The organism is Candidatus Formimonas warabiya (assembly GCF_002777255.1).
GTDB lineage: Bacteria > Bacillota > Dehalobacteriia > Dehalobacteriales > Dehalobacteriaceae > Formimonas > Formimonas warabiya.
On the sequence record NZ_CP017634.1, the window covers coordinates 2,652,813 to 2,670,453 of the forward strand.

Genomic DNA, 17,641 nt, shown 5'->3' on the forward strand with positions numbered 1-17,641 from the left:
CGCACCATTTTTGGTACAGCATTTTTTTTGAAACTATTTTCGTTTGCAACTACCGTAAACAAAACCCAATCTCATAATTCACACGATCTTAGGGCCAAGATTGTTTGCTCAATAAGCTCATCAAGCTCCCATCCGAGCATTTTTGCCCCTCGTTCTATCACTTCACGGGAACAACCGGCCGCAAAATTTGCCGTTTTATATTTTTTCTTCACTGATTTTAATTCTAAATCCATCACGCTTTTGGATGGACGCATGATGGCAACGGCCCCGATCAGTCCTGTAAGTTCGTCAGTAGCGTATAATATCTTTTCCATTTGATGCTCCGGCTCAATATCTACCGTCAGATCGTATCCGTGACTGGCGACAGCATGAATCAAACGCTCATCAAGCCCGCGCTCCCCCATAATTTCCTGCACTTTGATACAGTGCTCCTGAGGGTATACCTCGAAATCAAGATCGTGCAAAAGTCCAACAATGGCCCAAAAATCAGCCTCGTCGCCGTAGCCCAGCTTACATGCAAAATAACGCATTACGCCTTCTACGATCTGAGCGTGTTTTAAATGGAATTCATCTTTGTTAAATTCCGTGAGAAGCGCCCACGCTTCTTCTCTTGTGATATCCTTTGCCATTTCTATCTCTCCAAATTTATCAGTTTCTTATTAAACAGGTTTATTTAATAGGAATTATAATACTACTTTTACCAAAATGTCAACTATCCTGGATAAAAAAGAACTATCTCAAACCTTATTCCGCCAGCCATTGCTTGATCGTTTGATACAGTTGCTCCGTTTCATCCTGAGATTTATCATTAACAATCACATAGCTTGGATCGTTCCCTTTCAATTGTACCACGATATATTTGTCAACATGATTGTAAACATAAAGCATACATTTCCCATATCCCTCAATGGAGAAATGTCCGAAGCTTTTGTTTAGGCCCCCATATCCATTTGTCCGCATACCGTTCGGAATTTTATCAACTATGGACAGTGAAACGACCTGATTCTTCTCAAAGCGCATGTCGTACATAGCTGCATCAATTGTAATCTGGGCGCCGTTTTCCGCTATGGTATAATCCTTGATGCCGCCATAAAAAACGCTGCCCATGATGATCAGAAATAAAGCAATCATTCCCAGGCCGATGGCTTTCCCGGCCGGGTTTCCGATATTAATCGTCCAACCCATGCCTGCAATCCGCTTGGGCACAATGATTCTGGGATCATGGGGATTATAGTAGCACCCCCATTTCCAAGTACTTTCCTGTTCAAAAATACCGTCGTCACCCTTCCATATTTCACCGAAAAGGCTATTTTCTACAGCACGGATTTTTCTCTGCTGCCAGTGGGCAATCATAAGCAGAGCAACTACCAGAATGGCGGACGATAAAACAACAAGGATGCCATTTTTTACATAGATGACAGAAATATTAAACAGAATCCAGAAGACCAGCATGGCAAAAGCGGAAAGTGTCGCCGCTGTTGTATTGATGCGCTCCTCTGCCCTGGCACTGGCCTGATTCATCTCCGTGAGATCACTGAGCACCGGTGCATGGCGATTTCTCATTTGATAATATAAGTAAACTGTACTTAACTGGCACAACGGCCCAATAAGGCTAAAGCCGATAGGGTAGAACACTTGCATCTCTCCATATCGGATTAGAAAAACCGTAGGTATAAAACTCAAGAAAAAAAATAACCAAGTCCAAAAAGGGGTAAGGCCTGATTTTCCCTTCTCTTTTGCAACATTCATATCAACCGTTACGACCCTCGTGCGCGGGTAAGTCCATGCCTTTTTCTTTTTTATCGCTAGAAGCCTTTGCTGATAATGATGAATCACAAGCCAATTTGCAAAAAGGTTTGCCATAACCAGAACCAGCATATAGAACTCCGCGTATGGTCCCATCGCCTTAACCAGCATCAAAAGGCTAAACCCTATGGATAGCAGTAAAACCAGATAACAAGCCATTTTGAATCCCTTGATCATTTCCTGCACTTCCGGCGACCTTGCATGTTCGTGGGACAGGGTCACTCCTAGAATCTGATGATCATGATGATTCTTATAGAACAATGCGGACGCAGCCATTGTTCCGAAAACTAGCCATGTAATAATGAGCAGTACTTGAAGCATAGAAATCCCCCCTTATTCGTAAACCATGTCAATCAGATCTGAAAAATGCTTTTTGATCTCCTGCTTTGAAGCGCCTTTCATACGTGCTTCTGAAACTAAAAGTTCTGCCCGATGGTCAAAATCCGGATCAAAAGCATTTCCGTTCATGCCGCGATTGCTGATTTGGGCACCATGTCTTCGGTCAATGACAATAATCCCTTCTTCTCTTAGAAGAGCATAGGCTTTATTTACCGTCATGGGGTTCACACCAATATCATTTGCCAGTTGGCGGACGGTAGGCAGTGAATCGCCCGGCTTAACATCCCCTTTGGCAACACCAAACACAATTTGATTGCGGATTTGCTGATAAATTGGGATATCGCTGGTCATGTCTATCCTTAATATCATCTGCCTTCCCTTCCCTTTTAATATCTGTATTATTCATAGTAATACAAATAATACTTAATGTCAATTATTTTCTGCTGGACAGCTTTTAAGCCGGTGGTTGTATGGCACTGCGATAAAACGGAATCAATATCTTTCTTCGCCCCGTCATAGCGCCGCTGTTCAGCTTGCGCTATTCCCAGTACTTTTAGGAGTAGTAATCAAAAAACCACGAGACCTGGAAGTATCGTGGTTTCTACGATAGGAAGTATCTCCTATTTAAAAGCGCAAGCTCATCGTCTACTCAGTAGCTCGGCCCCTGATCAGCCTGAACACTTGCAAAATTTAAGATGAGTATAGTTAACATACCTAAACCCAGATATCCTATTCCGAAATTTCATTGGATTCGTCCTCCTATCCTATTTTACATCCCACATCTTCCCCATAAAAAGAATGGTGCCGGTTTCATCATCCGCAATCATAAAGACAAAAGGCCGGTCGGCAATAAATGTCAACGGCTCAAGGGCGGCTGATTCCTTCACTTCCACCACGGTTGCCGCCGCTGCTTCACTTCCTTTTTCATTGACTTCAATCACTGCTTTATGGAGAACTCTGCTAATGCAGAGACCATCACGGATGCCGGAAAAATCGGCTTCAGCTGTAAAGGCCTCCCCCATTCCCAGGGCTTTCAGACTGTCGTTCAGATTTTTGATCCCATACTCCAGTTTGAAACGGGGTAGCCTTAATTGAACGCCATCCCGCTCGCTGATGCTTTCCCTAATCCTCTGCCAGTGCTCCTCATCCAGTTCCCCAATAAAATCATGGACAGATATATCCTCCCGGGGCAGAATACAATACATCGCCGCTTTTCCTCCGCCGTAGGGAAGTCTGACGGCTTTATAGTTTTCCCCCTGCCCGTATTCCACTTTTCCGTTTTTACTCATCATCATTACTTCCTGGTTACTGCCGTCTCCGGCCTGAAATGACGCAGAGATAGTTTGCTTCGGATCAAATTGATCAGCCCATTCCCCTTTGAAATAGATGGCATTAATCAGGTACATGACCACATCCGCAGGTATGGGAGGTTCAATCATCTTTTCGATTTTCTTTTTTGTCGCGTCGGATATCCATTGATTGATTCTATCTACCTCCTTTTCTTGGGAAAAATCCAAAGGAGTTACAGGGGCATCAAATATCTCCCTGTTTACAGCTAAAAAGTCCTCCTTAATATCCTCTCCTTCTCTCACCCACAAAGAATTGCCGATATTCAGCTCAATCTTATTATCCGACTGCCTCAGATACCGGATCAGGTTCCTATAGCTTCTATTTAACTCCTCATCATCAATTCCCGTATAGCCCAAAGCCTTCGCCATAGCTTCCTTCGTTGTGGTCCCGGCACCCTGATATGTCATGGTCAGGGCAGTTGATATGCTAAAAGGAGAAATGAAGACATTCTGATCCCCGTCCTCCTGCTCCAACTGCCGGAAAAGATCAAAAGCAAACCGGGAATTCCCCTCTACCGTCGCCGTCCCGATCTGTTCCAGATCAAAATCATCATTTTGCCCGAAAGATAAAGCCTTGCCGGAACAGCCGGAAAGTATGACCATCATCAGGAATAAGAAAAAAATAAGACATAGGCATTTTCTCATAGGATCATCTCCTCCAAAAGCTTGATATGTCTTTAGACGTACAGAAGAATCTTTCAGTTCCAAGAAAAGGTAGGAAGTCCTTCTTTTTAACGACTTCCCAATAAATCACCCTTTTTTTTGTAAAAAGAATTCAATTCAAGAACCGTCCCCGAATTGAATTCATTTCTGATCACTGCCATGCCAACCAAGGATCCCCGAAAACTGTCTGGAAACCTGTTTTAATCGTGTTGCTAAACCTTCCATATTATTTTTGTGGATTCTCGTTGCTGGTCCGGAAATACTTACTGCGCAAGTAATGTTCCCCGTGTGGTCCCTTACAGGACATGCCAAGCAGCGGACCCCTTCATAGCACTCTTGGTCGTCAAAAGCCCAGCCCTGCTGCCGCACTTCATTTAGCTGCAAAAGAAGCTCCCCAAATGAACCGACGCTCTGCGGCGTATAGCGCACAAACTGATCGTGGCTAAAGAGCTGCTTTAGTTTTACTTCATCAAGTCCCGATAAGATTGCCTTCCCGATGGAAGTCAAATGGGCAGGAAGACGGGTTCCCTTTTTAAAAGAAGCATTCAAGGTCTGATTTGGCTCAGCCGAATCTATAAACAATATTTCATTGCCCACTAGTATCCCTAGGTTTGCCGTCTCGCCTGTCTCATCAGTCAATTCCCGGAGAATATCATGGGTGTTCAGCTTAAATCCCCTCATCAACGGCACTGCCTGTCCTATCTCGAATAGCTTCCAGCCCAAAGTATAGTTGTCCCCGCTCTGTTCAATAATATTGAATTCCATGAGAGTGCTCAGTATCCTGAAAAGGCGCGTCTTATTCATTTTTAAGGCACTGCCTATCTCTGTGAAGGATAGTTCTTTTCTCTTTTGTTGAAATAACTGCATCACCGCTAAGCTGTCGGCTAGATTTTTCACGGTATAGTCGGCCATAGTATTCCTCCCCTGACAGGCTATTAAATTTAATTAAGTAATAAAAAATTTTCTAAAACCTTTTTTCATTTTTTATTTCATTCTATTATCCAAATTTCACCCTGTCAAGGAAAACCAACACGAGGTTCCCCGTGTAAAGTGTCTATTTTTCGTTTTCACATAGAAAATAATATATCTGTAAAACCGGAAACCTGGTTTTATTTTTTGTGCAAATAAAGCAGCGCTTATTATTTTATTTACTGATGTTAACATATAGTGTAGAATAATAGTGTTATAAGCATATATATCGAAAGAAGGTTTTCCATGTCAGTCGGTACTAAATTAAGAGAGATTAGACTAGCAAAGAATATGAGTATCGCGGAAATTGCTGAGAAATCCCAGCTATCTCAAAGTTTTATCAGTCAGGTGGAACGAGGGTTAAACAACCCTTCCATTTCTTCTTTAAAGTCTATTTGTGATGTGTTAGAAGTACCCATGTTTCAACTCTTTATTGATGATGAGAACGATGGAATGATCGTGAGGAAAAATAGCAGGACGAAGATTAGTTATCCGGATACCAATGTCGTGTATGAATTGCTAAGCCCTAACCTCAGTAAATCTTTTGAAGTGGTCCAGATTAACCTTGACCAAGGAGAAGAATCGGTGCCCCGGCCCTTTGGCCATAAAGGCGAAGAATGCGTTCTGGTCCTCAAAGGTAAAGTTGAGGCACAACTTGGTTCAAAAAACCACACCTTAAATAAGGGAGATACGATTTATTATGACAGCCTGCTCCCCCACACCTTTGTAAACACCGGAAAAGGGACTGCTGAAATTCTTGTGATTATTTCTCCGCCCACGTTATAAGCAGCCAACAAAAGCAATAGTAGCTATTGAATAAAAAAATCTTAGGGGTATCCTAAAGAATAGATTGGGGATACCCCTAAGACGTTATTGATTTATACCTTACCAGCGCCTAAAATAGGCTTACTTATGTCTTTTCGTGCAGTGCTAATTTATCAGTTGTCAACACGTTTGCCATTAGGAGAATTGCATCTGCCAAATTGATTAATTCGTCAACAGCAGGTGCCATATCGCTAAGAGCTTGGGCTTGATGGTTAGCCGCTGTCGCAACCTCCTTGACCCCTGTATTTATTTGCCGTACATCGTCTTTTATGTGGTTAAGAGTTTGCTTGATATTTTTTGCAGAAGTTGAGCTGGTCTGGGCCAATCTTCGTATTTCCTCAGCAACAACAGTGAACCCCCGGCCAAGTTCCCCAACCCGCGCCGCCTCAATCGCGGCGTTGAGACCAATTAAATTAGTTTGGTCGGCAATTTTTCGAATCATCTCCGTTATTTCATCTGTTTCGTCAACCCGCATATTGGTTTTCTGAGAAACACTTCCCAACTCCTGTCCCGTAGCTGCCAATTCCTCAGCTTCTGAAGCTATCTGCTGCACTGTGAGATGTACAGATTTAATAATGTTATCCAGTGATTTGGCAATTGATAAAAGCTTTTCTTTCTTTGCTACCGATTGGTAAACGCAGATACCGCCAACCAGTTCATTATTCTCAAAAATTGGCACTGCCACAGTCACAAGGGGTAGTCCAAAAAGATTACTTTCTACATCTCTTAACACGCGTTCCCCTTTCTGAATGGCTTCATAAAGCACTGATTCCGTCCGCACCGAATCACCCACAGATAAATCATTAGGTAGTTTAAAAGTATTTGGGGGAATATTCAAAATATATTTTTCCGCGTCACATACAACTACACCTAAATCTTCGATGGTTAATTGATTAATATAAGGTGCGACTGCTAAAAACTGTTGAAGGATTGAACTAATTCTATTTTCTTCTGACACCTTGATCACCTCTTAAGTTTTTATGCAGTGTGTCATCCCGGTCGGCCCTTAAAACAAAAGCAGCAATAATATGTGCTGCTTTTGCCCCCTTATAATATAACTCTAAGGTAATGGAATCGTTTTTTACATTACCGCTTCAACCTGTTCCTTATTCTTTAAAATTTTCATCTTATTATTAACCTGTAACAGGGTTAAAGCAGTCAGTACCATCAAAGCGACGATGATGACCGATGGAATCCAAGCCCCCTCGTTAAGGTATTTAACCAGGAACATAACCATCGCCACAATTGTTGTAACCAGCATAAATATGCCGGGTAAAACCACCCAAAGAATAAAGTGGCCGTCAAAAGCTTTCTTCTCTTCTATTCTCCTAAGAATAGCCAAGGAGTATGCATAGATGGTCAGCTGAATAGCAATAAGAGAAAATCCCGACCACAACTCTCCGAAGGGGGAAGAATATAAAAGGTACAAACCAATTAGAACTACCATGAACGACCCAATATATGGGTTGCCAAGAAATTTCTCAGCAGGGGTTTTTTTGACCAGTTCCCCAAGGATCAATCTGCCGGTCCGTGCATAACCATCCACAGTGGTGATAATAAACCCCGTTAAGGTAAGAGCACCGATAACCAACCCGGTTTGCTCGGAAATACCAATATAGCTAAAAGTCTTCCCAAGGGCCATAGAAAAAGTCGGGCCCGGATTGCTCACAACAGATGTTAAAAAGCCGTCATAATTGTAAAAGCTTGCAATAAGGGCAATCGACATTAAACCAATAACCGTCTCGCCTCTGGTGCCAATAGCCGTAATCCAATAGGCCTCTTTTTCGTTTTTCAACTGTTTTGGGGTAGTCCCCATGGACACTATAGCATGCATGCCGTTAATAGCGCCGCAACCAATAGTCGCGATAATACCGGGGTATAAATACCCCCGGGCCGTTTCAAAACTGGTAAAAGCAGGAATGTTAAAGGTAGGGTGCCCAACCAATAGCGCAACCGATCCTAAGGCCAGACCAACCACGAGAATAAATGAATTCAAATAATCCCGCGGCGCAAGCAGCCATTGGATGGGTGTAAAACAGGCAATTAGCACATATATGGCGACACCGATCGACCATTGATTCTCTGTTAAGACAAGAGGATACTTAATGCCCAGAACAATCGTTGCAGTCCATATTGCCAACGCGATAACCGTACTTAAGGTTAAACCCAGTTTCGTCTTATAACGCAAAAAACCGAACAAAACCGACACTAGTATAATAGAAATCGTTGGGATCCCCGCGGTAGGTATCTTAGCGAGAGTAGCGCATAACAGGGAACCCATCACAGCATAAGTAAGGGTACAGACAAAAAACAAGATAATGCTGATATAAGTACCCGTGGCCTCCCCAATCTTATCCCGGCAAACCGTTCCCAGCGATGCTGCTTTATTTCTCAGGGAAAACATCAACGTGGTGAACTCACTGGGTGATCCCAGGAAGGTCACGGCAAAGACCAAATAAATGGTAGCCGGGAGCCATCCCCACATCATTCCCAGGATTGCCGCCACGATCGGAGCTGCTCCTGCAATAGTCATAAAATAGTGTCCTAAGGCGACGTTTAGATCAAGAGGTTCAAAATCCAGACCATCCCGCATGGAAATGGCTGGAGTTACCATGTTGACATCCGGCGGGTAAATCTTTTCTACCCATTTCTTGCATCCGATGGTACCTACTACAAGAAGCGTGTATGTCACCAAAGTAAAATATAGTGCGTTCAATCCAAGTCCTCCTCTAATTATTTTTTTGATTTGGCTAAAGCTACACTAAATTAATCTTTTCCCACTTGATAAATATTCTTTTGATTATTGGGATGTTTCTTCGAATGTACTTTAAAACTACACCACCTCCCTAATCAGACAGATACCCGGACTTTCTCTTTCCACCATCCTTTCATTGCTCAGATAAGACCATTCGCCCTGCCCAGACGTTCGAAAGCACTTAAGGCATAATCAAGATCCTCCCTCGTATGCGCCGCGGACAGGATCACTCGAATACGGGCGGTGCCGCGGGGCACCACAGGATAGATATATGGCTGCACAAATACGCCTTCTTCATATAATTGCTGACCCAGCTTGAGGCAGGCGGTATCATCATGGATCATCACCGGGACAATGGGCGTTTGGCTGGGATGAATTTGATAGCCCAATTTACTCAAACCGGATTTAAGATAATGCGCGTTTTCCCATAACTGTTCCAATATCTTGGGGCTTTCCTGCAATTTTCGCAGACTGGCGATCCCCACGGCAATTACAGTAGGCGGCAGCGTATTGGTAAAACGATAGGGCCGGCCGAATTGGAAAAGATAATCGATTACCTGCTGTTTTCCGGCAATAAAACCGCCGGCTGCCCCTCCTATGGCTTTACCAAGAGTCCCTACTAAAATGTCAACTTCATTTTCCAGGTTAAACAGGGCTGGGGTCCCTTTTCCGCCAGGCCCAACAACACCGGTAGCATGCGCGTCGTCTATGACCACGACAGCATGATATTTTTTTGCCAGCTCCACCATATCCGGCAATGGGACAATATCCCCGTCCATGCTGAAAACCCCATCGGAGACAATCATGCGCTGGCGGCAGTCCTGATATTGGTGCAGATAATTTTCCAGGGCTTTCATATCGCAGTGGGGATACACCTGCACCCTGGCACTGCTTAGCCGGGCACCGTCTACGATACTGGCGTGATTCAATTCGTCGCTTAAGATGATGTCCTCTTTGCCGGTAAAAGCAGTCATAGCTGCCACGTTAGCGAGAAATGCCGAATTGAAGAGAAGGGCATCCTCCTGCCCGGTAAACTTAGCCAAATCCTGCTCCAGCTGTCTGTGCAGAGATGTGACGCCGATAATCCGGGGTCCTGAGGAAGTTCCGCAGCCAAAGGAATCTATGATCTCTTTCACATACTGTTTGATATCAGGATCGTTAGCAAGGCCCAGATAATTGGTGCAGCCCAGGATCAGCTTCTTCTTCCCGTCCAGCTCAGCCCAAGTGTCCTGGGCACTCCCCAGAATTTTTCTCTCGGCATACTTATTGTCATTTTTCAACTGTTCGATCTGCTCATCGATCAGATCTAAAAATTCCGACATGGCTCCCCCTCCTTATTTTTCTTCTTTTCCTGGATTGCTTTCAGCACTTTATCCGGGGTAAAGGGCAGTTCTGTCAGCCTGATTCCCACGGCATCGTGAATGGCATTGGCGATAGCCGGTACGACGGGGTTGATCGCCGGCTCACCCAGGCCCTTACTGCCAAAGCCGGTATTAGGGTCATTGGATTCCAAAAAGATGGATTTCATATCCGGAACATCTTTGCTCCCGGGCAGCCGGTAATCCAAAAAATGAGAATTCTTGAGGACACCATTTTGATAAACCATGTTTTCCGTTAAAGCCCAGCCGATTCCCATGGCTACACCGCCTTCAATCTGGCCTTCCGCCCCCATCGGATTGATCACCTTCCCCACATCATGGGCAGCTACGTAATCGATCACCTTGACAACGCCGGTCTCGACGTCTACGTCCACTTCCGCAATATGGCAGGCAAAGGGATATGTGATAGAGGGGTTTCCCATCTTGGTTGCCATGTCCGGAACCACCGTCCCGGGATCCACATATCCCTGCCCGTACAAATACGAGCCATTGGTTTTATATAAATATTTCCTGCCAATTTCGGACAGATCGGTTATTTCTTCCCCCTGCGTGTTTACTACAACACCATTAGCAATGCTGAGCTGCTCAACAGCTATGCCATATTCCTGGGAAACAAACTGTAATATTTTCCCCTTTAAGTCCTCTGCCGCGTTTTGAATAGCCTTTCCTCCCAAAGCGGTAGACCTGCTGGCCCAACATCCTAAGCCAAAGGGTATATAATCGGTATCAATCGGGGCCATCCTGACATTCTCCAAAGGTACATCCAGGGCTTCCGCGGCCATCATGGCAAAGGCCGTCTTTTGCCCCTGGCCGATTTCTATCTCGCCGGACATGACCAAAAATTTGCCATCCATGTTCATCCGGATAACCGCAGCGGAACCATGGAAAGGCGGAAAAAAGGCACTGTATCCGGACACATGGTTGCAGCAAGCCAAGCCGATACCCCGGCCGGATTTCTTTTCTTTTCTTTTTTCCTGCCATTGGGCGGCTTCAACTGCTTTGGTGATACATTCCTGCAGGAGACAACTGTTGATTACCCAGCCATGACAGGAAACAAAACCGGGATAAACCGCATTCCGCAGTCTGATATCCGCCGGATCAATTCCCAGCTTCTCGGCTGCTTCATCCATGATGCACTCTATACAGAATGTCCCCTGTGAATTGCCGAATCCGCGGAAGCATCCTGATGGCACCATATTGGTATAAACCAGATAACCGTTTGCCCTCACGTTTTCATACTTATAAAGCTGGTCATGACGGAAGCAGGCCGTTCCTAATACGGGAACCCCATAGCATGCCCTTCCTCCGGCACCGGCATAGAGTACCAGGTCTTTTGCTTTGATCATGCCCTCCTTAGAAAAGCCCATTTTGACATGAAAATGCATAGGCACCCGAGGGTTGCCCCCCTCAAAGTCTTCTTCTCTTGTGTTAATGATCCGGACCGGCTTTCCGGTCTTTTGCGCCAGCACCGCGGCAATCAGGTGGAGGACGGTTTCCATTTTGGCCCCGAAGCCCCCGCCTGTCGTCGGTTGGATCACGTGAATGTCTTCAATTTTCATGCCAAGTGCCTTGGCATAAGTGACCCGGGTTTTGCTGGGGATCTGGATGGGCAGATAAAAGGTGAGTCTGCCGTTATCTTCCGGTTTCACCACGGCTGCCATGGTCTCCATATAAGCCTGGTAAACCTGGGTGGTATAAAAATCTTTTTCAATGATCAGATGGGATTCTTCAAAAGCCTGGTCCACATTGCCTCTCTCCACGTGAAATTTAGAAGCAATATTATTTTTCACCCCGTTTATATCGACAGCATCCGGCTGTGCGGCTTCTTTAGGATCGAAAACCGCCGGAAGCTCTTCGTAGTGCACTTTAATGAGCTTAAGAGCCTCCCCCGCAATATCTTCATTTATCGCCGCTACCGCCGCTACCTCATCTCCCGCAAACCTTACTTTCTCATGGGCCAGGATGTACCAATCCTCATGGAAGATACCGAATTTAATCAGGGGGGTATCCTTAGCCGTGATCACAGCTTCCACCCCGGGAAGCTTTTCGGCCTCCGAAGTGTCAATGCCGACAATCCGCCCGTGGGGAATAGTACTTCTTAAAATCTTCCCGTACAACATGTTGGGGAATTTCATATCGGTTGTATAAACCGCCCTTCCCGTCACTTTTTCTGCTGCATCAATAAAAGGGGTACTTTTCCCAATGGTTTTGTAACCAGTCATGCTCCTTCCCTCCCCTTTTCCCTAATTTCCTTTGCTGTCGCTGCTACAGCCTCCACAATTTTCTGATATCCGGTACAGCGGCAGATATGCCCGATTATTCCCTCCCGGATATCCTCTTCAGAAAGATCCGGGTTTTCCTCAATCATACTTTTTGTCGTCATGATCAGCCCAGGCGTGCAAAAGCCACACTGAATGGCGCCATGTTTAATAAAGTTTTTTTGGAGAGGATGAAGTTCAGTTCCATGCGCTACTCCTTCAATGGTCTCAATTTCCTTCCCATCCGCCTGAACTCCCAGAACCAAGCAGCCGTTGACCGGCTTGCCATTCATCATGACGGTGCATGAACCGCATTCTCCTGCCCCGCAGCCAACTTTTGTTCCCATTAGCCCTAAACGGTCCCTTAAGACATCCGCTAATAATTCATGGGCATTTACCAAAATTTCATATTCCCGGCCATTAACCTTTAATTTAATGTGATGCACCATCAAGCCTCCCTCCTTGCTCTCCGGCTATCTTCTCCAGTCCCCGTTTCGCCAGAACTTCTACAATTGTTTTTCTGTATGCCGCGGTAGTCCTGACATCGTCAATAGGCTTGCAGGCTTCCTTGCAAAGCAAAGCTGCCTGCGCGATCACTTCCCCATTCAGTTTTTTATCAAGAAGGTGCTTTTCCGCTTCATATACCCGAAATGGAGTAGGTCCGACGGCGCCTAAGGCGATCCGGCAATTATTTACGACTTCTTTGTCTTCCACCAGGATCGCCACCCCCACCGCGGCAATGTCCATCGATCTCTTTAAAGTATGCTTTAAATAAACCGTAGCAGCCTTTTCACGGGAAAGCAGAGGAATCCTGATACTTTTAAGGAGTTCGCCCCTTTCTAAGATGGTTGCGCCCGGCCCTACAAAAAACTCCTCTGCCGGCACAAGGCGGATTCCCCGGGGCCCGATGATTTCCATTTTCGCGTTTAAAACCAGCAAAGCGGGAAGCAAGTCGGCGGATGGGGAAGCATTACAGATATTGCCACCGATAGTGGCCAGGTTTCTGACCTGCAGTGATCCCAGGGAATGAGCCGCTCCCGCCAAAGCTGCATATTTGCCTCTGATGTGGTCTGATTTCTCTATTTCCGATACTTTACACGCCGCTCCTATTATCATCTCTCTTTCATCTTCATGAATCCCGCCGAGGGAATCCAGTTCACCAATGTCAATGACTGTTTGAGCCGTCAAAGCCCCGTTTTTCATTTTTACAAACAGATCAGTCCCACCGGCAAGAAAAAAAGACTCCTTTTTGTCCGCTTTTAATGCCATGGCTTCACTGATATCTTTCGGTTTAAAATAATCGAAGGCTTTCATTGCCATCACCTGCTTTCTATTTGTCTTTAAGCGATATGGCCGAAGAAGGGCAAGCAGTCAGACAAAGGCCGCATCCCTTGCACTTTTTGTTAATAACCGGGCTTCCCTCAACCATGGTTAGTGCTTCATAAAAACAGAAATTTTCGCATAAACCACATTTCTTGCAGGAATCCATGTTTATTTCCGCTACCTGCTGCATTTCGTACAATTCTTCATAGGTCTTGGCGTTTCTCACCGCCAGTCCGATGATTTCCTGGACAGAACCGTACCCCTTTCTCTCTAAAAACTCTTCAATTCCCCGGACTGCCTCAGTTATTACCCGATAACCCCGCAGCATCAGTTCTGTGCAGAAACAGGCCATGGTGGCACCTGACATGATAAATTGCAAAGCATCTTGATAGTCAGAACAGCCGTTTGTGCCCAGGATGCTCAAGCCAGGGTCAGCCTGATGGACCCGGGACACCCAGCGCAGGGAAAGAGGCAGCATCCAAGGTCCTCCTACTCCGGCCCAACTGTTGATGACCGGTCTTCCGGTTTCGATATCCACCAAAAAGCCGGGATAACGATTCATGACGGTTACCGCCACTGCGCCGGCACTTTTAACAGCTTTGCAGGTAGCCATTTTATCCAGGTCATCTGCCGCTACTTTATAAATAACCGGAATCGATACTGCTTTAACAACGCTTTCAGTCTGATATTTGGCAATATCAGCGGAGGTAACCAAATCCAATTTATGATCATATTGAAGCTGGCCTGTTTGGGGACAACCAGCATCCAGTTCTATAATTCTGATACCTACTTTTTCCATTCTATAGGCCGCTTCAGCCATTTGTTCCACCGGACCGGTACCTACACTGCCGATAAGTACCGTATGATATTTCTCCGACATTTCCTGCGCCCGTTTCAGTTCCTCCATCCATCCCTTCGGTTCCAGGGGGATACCGCCCCGGCCATAAAAAGCATATAATTTAGGATATTTACCCTTGGTGCACAAATCTCTGTTCTCATTAATCACTGCCCATCTGGCATGATCATACGACTTGGCTAATTCCGGAGAAAAGCAAATGGATTTAGCAACAACCCCTCCTGCTCCTGCTTCCATGGCTTTTTTCATGTGTTCAAGGTCAGTTGTTGGCTCGCCGGCCGAGGCAACAATGGGATTCTTAAACACAACACCGCCAACTTTTACTTCTAATTTTGTCAAAACCGAACACCTCTCTTTTTTATTTTGCATTAAGTTTCGATAATTTTTTAAAATATCCTTCACAATAAATTAATTTTTTTTGATAATATTTACTTATAATAAATTTATCTGTATTATATATTTATCAATAGTTAATATTAAGCATGGCATGGAAAAATATTTTTACATAATATGAAATAAATATCATATTGATACTGTATAAGTTAATTGGAATCTTTTTCGCTTATCATTTTGCTCCAGTGTCTAACGGAACCATAATCTTCCCGCAAACTTTTTAATATATTTTTAAAACTCTGTTTCATTATTTTTCTATATTTTATTTCGTACTATAGAATTCGTCAACTAAATTTTCTTCCTCCATAATATCCCTGGAGTTTTTGAACAGGCCATTATTCTGTTCCGTAAGGGATATGCTCAGGATAATCAGGGTGAAGGGGAAAGAAAAAGATTTTTTCTTCCTAGAAGGAAAATATAATCAACGCGTAGAATAAAAAACTCAGTTTCACTTTTTAATATCTAAAACTAGATTTATCTAGTTCGGGCCAGCGCTAGCCAGATGAGATATTTAAAAAGAAGAAACATTAATCTTACAAAATAATGGGAAAGAGGTGTCTATTCATGGCAGAATTAGTGATCAACCAATACCAGTACAAAAAGGAAACCGGCTTTGATATCTTTGAAGACTACTTATTTCCAAAGCTACAACTGGCATCCTGGAAAATGCACGGTCCTTTTGCGCTTAAGGTCGGGGAAAATATTTATCTTGGTGGACGTTTTCATGAAAGAGGTTACCACCAAGGCCGGGTTATTCCCACCAACATGAAACCTATCTATATCCGGCCCTATTTTCTTTTTGAACCCCAGCCCGAAAAGGCCTACCCGGATCTGGCTTCAGCAATTACTGAATTAGCTGATAAGGAACTAGTGGTTGACTATGATATTCCCGTAGCTTTTTATACCCAATTACTGGGGAAAATTGAGCTGAAGTTTAAACCCAACTCACCTCAGATTAATAGCAGGATCCTGGAACAACCCGTGGATGCAGTAGAAAAACTCCTCAATAATTCCTACCATGCAGCTGCTAAACTAGCTGAGGAAATCATGGAAGACAAAAAAATCCCCCAGATATCGTCCTTAAGCAAATTTATGGAACGCTCTTTCCCTTCCCGTTTTGCTGTTCTCGACAGATATATGGGTGAAAACGATATTCAGGCTATTATCGCTACTTCTCCCCTGAACGTGCAGGAACTAGCTGCCGTACCCCAACGCACCAATGAAGGGGGGATTCTGGCCATGTATATAAAAGGCGGTGATGAAGTAATCATTCTCCACACCGATGAGCTTAAAGAGCTTCGCAAAGGACGGTCCGGCATCCTGAATGCTCCTCAATTTCTTAGCCTAGTGCCTGATGGTGTGATCGGAGTGGAAGATGAAGATATGGGCATGGGCCAGCTTATAGGTTTGGGGCTCGATAGTAAAAAGGTAAAATTCGCTTCGACTCTCTTGAGAGATTGGCGTGAAGAAATTGCCGGCGCCGACCTGCCCTTCTATATTCTTTGTGCCCTCTCCACGTCCCACGCTATTGAACGGGCCCTTGGGGAAGCGGAACACCGCTACAGAGAGGACTGGTTTGTGACAGAAGAAGATATCTTTGCTTTTTTCAAAGCCAGTGTGGATTCTTTTAAAAACAAATATGGCATACCTTTTTCCCATGAAATATACTTTGCCAACCTGCACTCCGGGAACCGGAGTGAATCCCCATCCTCTTACAAACCAGGTTATCAACTGACAGCGGCCAACAATTCCATTAAATACGACACCGGCATCAAAATGTATGACAGCTATGGCTTCCTGCGCGGTGTTTCCGATTTGGCCCGGACCCTCTGTTTCAATGAAGCAGGTCAAACAGTTTACGAGTACCTGGAAAAAGTTCAGTTGGAACAAGGGATCCCGGCGGCAGTACCGGGAGCAACCGGTGAGGATGTCTATCTAGCCGCTTGCCGCGGCGTAGACAAATATTTGGATGATATTAAACAAAAAAATCTTGTCCCGGCATCTATCATCCACTTGGAAGACGTTTATAGCCGCGACGTAGGCCATACCATGGGTAAGGAGGAGCCGGCCAACCTCTGCTTTAAGAAGGGTGAAAAAGCTCAGTTCAAAGTTGGTATGATCTGCTGCTTCGAACTGCAATGGGGTTACAGGGGACATGGCTTCGGCATTGAGGATAGTTTTGTTATCACCGAAGAAGGTCCGGTCATTTTCTCCAGGTAAAAAATCTAAGCTTCTAAATATCCCACAGTATAAACCAATAAGTTTTGAGTCTTTTTGTAAGGAGAGATGGCAGTTGAATTTTGTAACGAATGTTTCCGTTCTCAATTCCAACATTGTTGGCTCCTCAAGTATCGCAAAATTGCTTAACGCAGCACAAATTGATGGGATGACCGTTGGAATAACCGAGCTTGCTCCAGGTGATGAATTGCCTTGGAGTATACATGGTTGCGTTGAGATATTTTATGTTTTATCAGGTTTAGCTGAGGTCTTTATCTCTAATCAACAATATCCGATTTCATCTGGTGATTTTGTAGTTATACCGACAGGACACCGTCATATGGTAAAAAATGTTGAATTAGAGACTCTCAAAATGTTATTTATCAAACCACCAGAAGAACAAAATAATTAACATATACTCTATTATGTGTAAAGAGGGGTTGACGGGTAATTATTTACCTGTCAACCCCTCTTATGAATTATCGGTTTTTGTTATAAACAAGATAACG

15 protein-coding genes are annotated in these 17,641 nt (G+C 44.5%); 3 read left to right on the forward strand and 12 right to left on the reverse strand.

Going from position 1 to position 17,641, the window contains the following annotated elements; genetic code table 11:
- Positions 1 to 71: 71 nt before the first annotated feature.
- From DCMF_RS12255 to DCMF_RS12275, 5 genes are all read right to left on the reverse strand, one after another.
- Positions 72 to 629 (reverse strand): hydrolase, encoded by a 558-nt coding sequence (locus DCMF_RS12255; RefSeq protein ID WP_148134697.1) that lies wholly within the window; start codon positions 627 to 629, stop codon positions 72 to 74.
- A gap of 115 nt (positions 630 to 744) precedes the next feature.
- Positions 745 to 2,127, reverse strand: coding sequence for a DUF5808 domain-containing protein (locus tag DCMF_RS12260; RefSeq protein ID WP_148134698.1), 1,383 nt, complete (start codon positions 2,125 to 2,127; stop codon positions 745 to 747).
- A 12-nt stretch (positions 2,128 to 2,139) separates the two neighbouring features.
- Positions 2,140 to 2,514 carry a GntR family transcriptional regulator gene (locus DCMF_RS12265; RefSeq protein ID WP_148134699.1) on the reverse strand — a complete coding sequence of 125 codons (375 nt, stop codon included), beginning with the start codon at positions 2,512 to 2,514 and terminating at the stop codon, positions 2,140 to 2,142.
- Positions 2,515 to 2,909: 395 nt separating this feature from the next.
- Positions 2,910 to 4,139, reverse strand: a complete 1,230-nt coding sequence (locus tag DCMF_RS12270) for a serpin family protein (RefSeq protein WP_148134700.1) — start codon at positions 4,137 to 4,139, stop codon at positions 2,910 to 2,912.
- A 159-nt stretch (positions 4,140 to 4,298) separates the two neighbouring features.
- Positions 4,299 to 5,069 (reverse strand): IclR family transcriptional regulator, encoded by a 771-nt coding sequence (locus DCMF_RS12275; RefSeq protein WP_148134701.1) that lies wholly within the window; start codon positions 5,067 to 5,069, stop codon positions 4,299 to 4,301.
- A gap of 303 nt (positions 5,070 to 5,372) precedes the next feature.
- Between DCMF_RS12275 and DCMF_RS12280 the strand changes: the two genes are divergently transcribed.
- Positions 5,373 to 5,912: a helix-turn-helix domain-containing protein gene (locus DCMF_RS12280; protein WP_148134702.1), complete on the forward strand. Its 540-nt coding sequence runs from the start codon at positions 5,373 to 5,375 to the stop codon at positions 5,910 to 5,912.
- A 124-nt stretch (positions 5,913 to 6,036) separates the two neighbouring features.
- On the opposite strand, the gene DCMF_RS30240 is transcribed toward DCMF_RS12280, so the two are convergent.
- The 7 genes from DCMF_RS30240 to DCMF_RS12315 all read right to left on the reverse strand — a co-directional run bounded on the left by DCMF_RS30240 (position 6,037) and on the right by DCMF_RS12315 (position 14,861).
- On the reverse strand, positions 6,037 to 6,909 hold the full coding sequence (locus tag DCMF_RS30240) for a methyl-accepting chemotaxis protein (protein WP_269467162.1): 873 nt from the start codon (positions 6,907 to 6,909) through the stop codon (positions 6,037 to 6,039).
- 123 nt (positions 6,910 to 7,032) lie between these two features.
- Positions 7,033 to 8,667 carry a carbon starvation CstA family protein gene (locus tag DCMF_RS12290; protein WP_148134703.1) on the reverse strand — a complete coding sequence of 545 codons (1,635 nt, stop codon included), beginning with the start codon at positions 8,665 to 8,667 and terminating at the stop codon, positions 7,033 to 7,035.
- A gap of 179 nt (positions 8,668 to 8,846) precedes the next feature.
- Positions 8,847 to 10,028, reverse strand: coding sequence for a glycine C-acetyltransferase (locus DCMF_RS12295; protein WP_148134704.1), 1,182 nt, complete (start codon positions 10,026 to 10,028; stop codon positions 8,847 to 8,849).
- Positions 10,013 to 12,307, reverse strand: coding sequence for a xanthine dehydrogenase family protein molybdopterin-binding subunit (locus DCMF_RS12300; protein WP_148134705.1), 2,295 nt, complete (start codon positions 12,305 to 12,307; stop codon positions 10,013 to 10,015). The genes DCMF_RS12295 and DCMF_RS12300 overlap by 16 nt, the downstream gene beginning before the upstream one ends.
- Entirely contained in the window at positions 12,304 to 12,792 is a 489-nt protein-coding gene (locus DCMF_RS12305; RefSeq protein WP_148134706.1) for a (2Fe-2S)-binding protein, read from the reverse strand. Before DCMF_RS12305 ends, DCMF_RS12300 begins: the two co-directional genes overlap by 4 nt.
- Entirely contained in the window at positions 12,776 to 13,657 is an 882-nt protein-coding gene (locus DCMF_RS12310; protein WP_214659302.1) for an FAD binding domain-containing protein, read from the reverse strand. Before DCMF_RS12310 ends, DCMF_RS12305 begins: the two co-directional genes overlap by 17 nt.
- Positions 13,658 to 13,673: 16 nt before the next feature.
- Entirely contained in the window at positions 13,674 to 14,861 is a 1,188-nt protein-coding gene (locus DCMF_RS12315) for a 4Fe-4S binding protein (protein WP_214659303.1), read from the reverse strand.
- A gap of 618 nt (positions 14,862 to 15,479) precedes the next feature.
- On the opposite strand from DCMF_RS12315, the gene DCMF_RS12320 reads away from it, so the two are divergent.
- Positions 15,480 to 17,135, forward strand: a complete 1,656-nt coding sequence (locus tag DCMF_RS12320) for a M24 family metallopeptidase (protein WP_214659304.1) — start codon at positions 15,480 to 15,482, stop codon at positions 17,133 to 17,135.
- 73 nt (positions 17,136 to 17,208) lie between these two features.
- Positions 17,209 to 17,544 carry a cupin domain-containing protein gene (locus tag DCMF_RS12325; protein ID WP_214659305.1) on the forward strand — a complete coding sequence of 112 codons (336 nt, stop codon included), beginning with the start codon at positions 17,209 to 17,211 and terminating at the stop codon, positions 17,542 to 17,544.
- Positions 17,545 to 17,641 lie beyond the last annotated feature (97 nt).

What these genes read in the sequence shown, in the direction of transcription:
- DCMF_RS12255 (WP_148134697.1), bottom strand. Translation starts at nt 629, where the DNA reads ATGGCAAAGGATATCACAAGAGAAGAAGCGTGGGCGCTTCTCACGGAA.
- DCMF_RS12260 (WP_148134698.1), bottom strand. Translation starts at nt 2,127, where the DNA reads ATGCTTCAAGTACTGCTCATTATTACATGGCTAGTTTTCGGAACAATG.
- DCMF_RS12265 (WP_148134699.1), bottom strand. Translation starts at nt 2,514, where the DNA reads ATGATATTAAGGATAGACATGACCAGCGATATCCCAATTTATCAGCAA.
- DCMF_RS12270 (WP_148134700.1), bottom strand. Translation starts at nt 4,139, where the DNA reads ATGAGAAAATGCCTATGTCTTATTTTTTTCTTATTCCTGATGATGGTC.
- DCMF_RS12275 (WP_148134701.1), bottom strand. Translation starts at nt 5,069, where the DNA reads ATGGCCGACTATACCGTGAAAAATCTAGCCGACAGCTTAGCGGTGATG.
- DCMF_RS12280 (WP_148134702.1), top strand. Translation starts at nt 5,373, where the DNA reads ATGTCAGTCGGTACTAAATTAAGAGAGATTAGACTAGCAAAGAATATG.
- DCMF_RS12295 (WP_148134704.1), bottom strand. Translation starts at nt 10,028, where the DNA reads ATGTCGGAATTTTTAGATCTGATCGATGAGCAGATCGAACAGTTGAAA.
- DCMF_RS12300 (WP_148134705.1), bottom strand. Translation starts at nt 12,307, where the DNA reads ATGACTGGTTACAAAACCATTGGGAAAAGTACCCCTTTTATTGATGCA.
- DCMF_RS12305 (WP_148134706.1), bottom strand. Translation starts at nt 12,792, where the DNA reads ATGGTGCATCACATTAAATTAAAGGTTAATGGCCGGGAATATGAAATT.
- DCMF_RS12310 (WP_214659302.1), bottom strand. Translation starts at nt 13,657, where the DNA reads ATGAAAGCCTTCGATTATTTTAAACCGAAAGATATCAGTGAAGCCATG.
- DCMF_RS12320 (WP_214659304.1), top strand. Translation starts at nt 15,480, where the DNA reads ATGGCAGAATTAGTGATCAACCAATACCAGTACAAAAAGGAAACCGGC.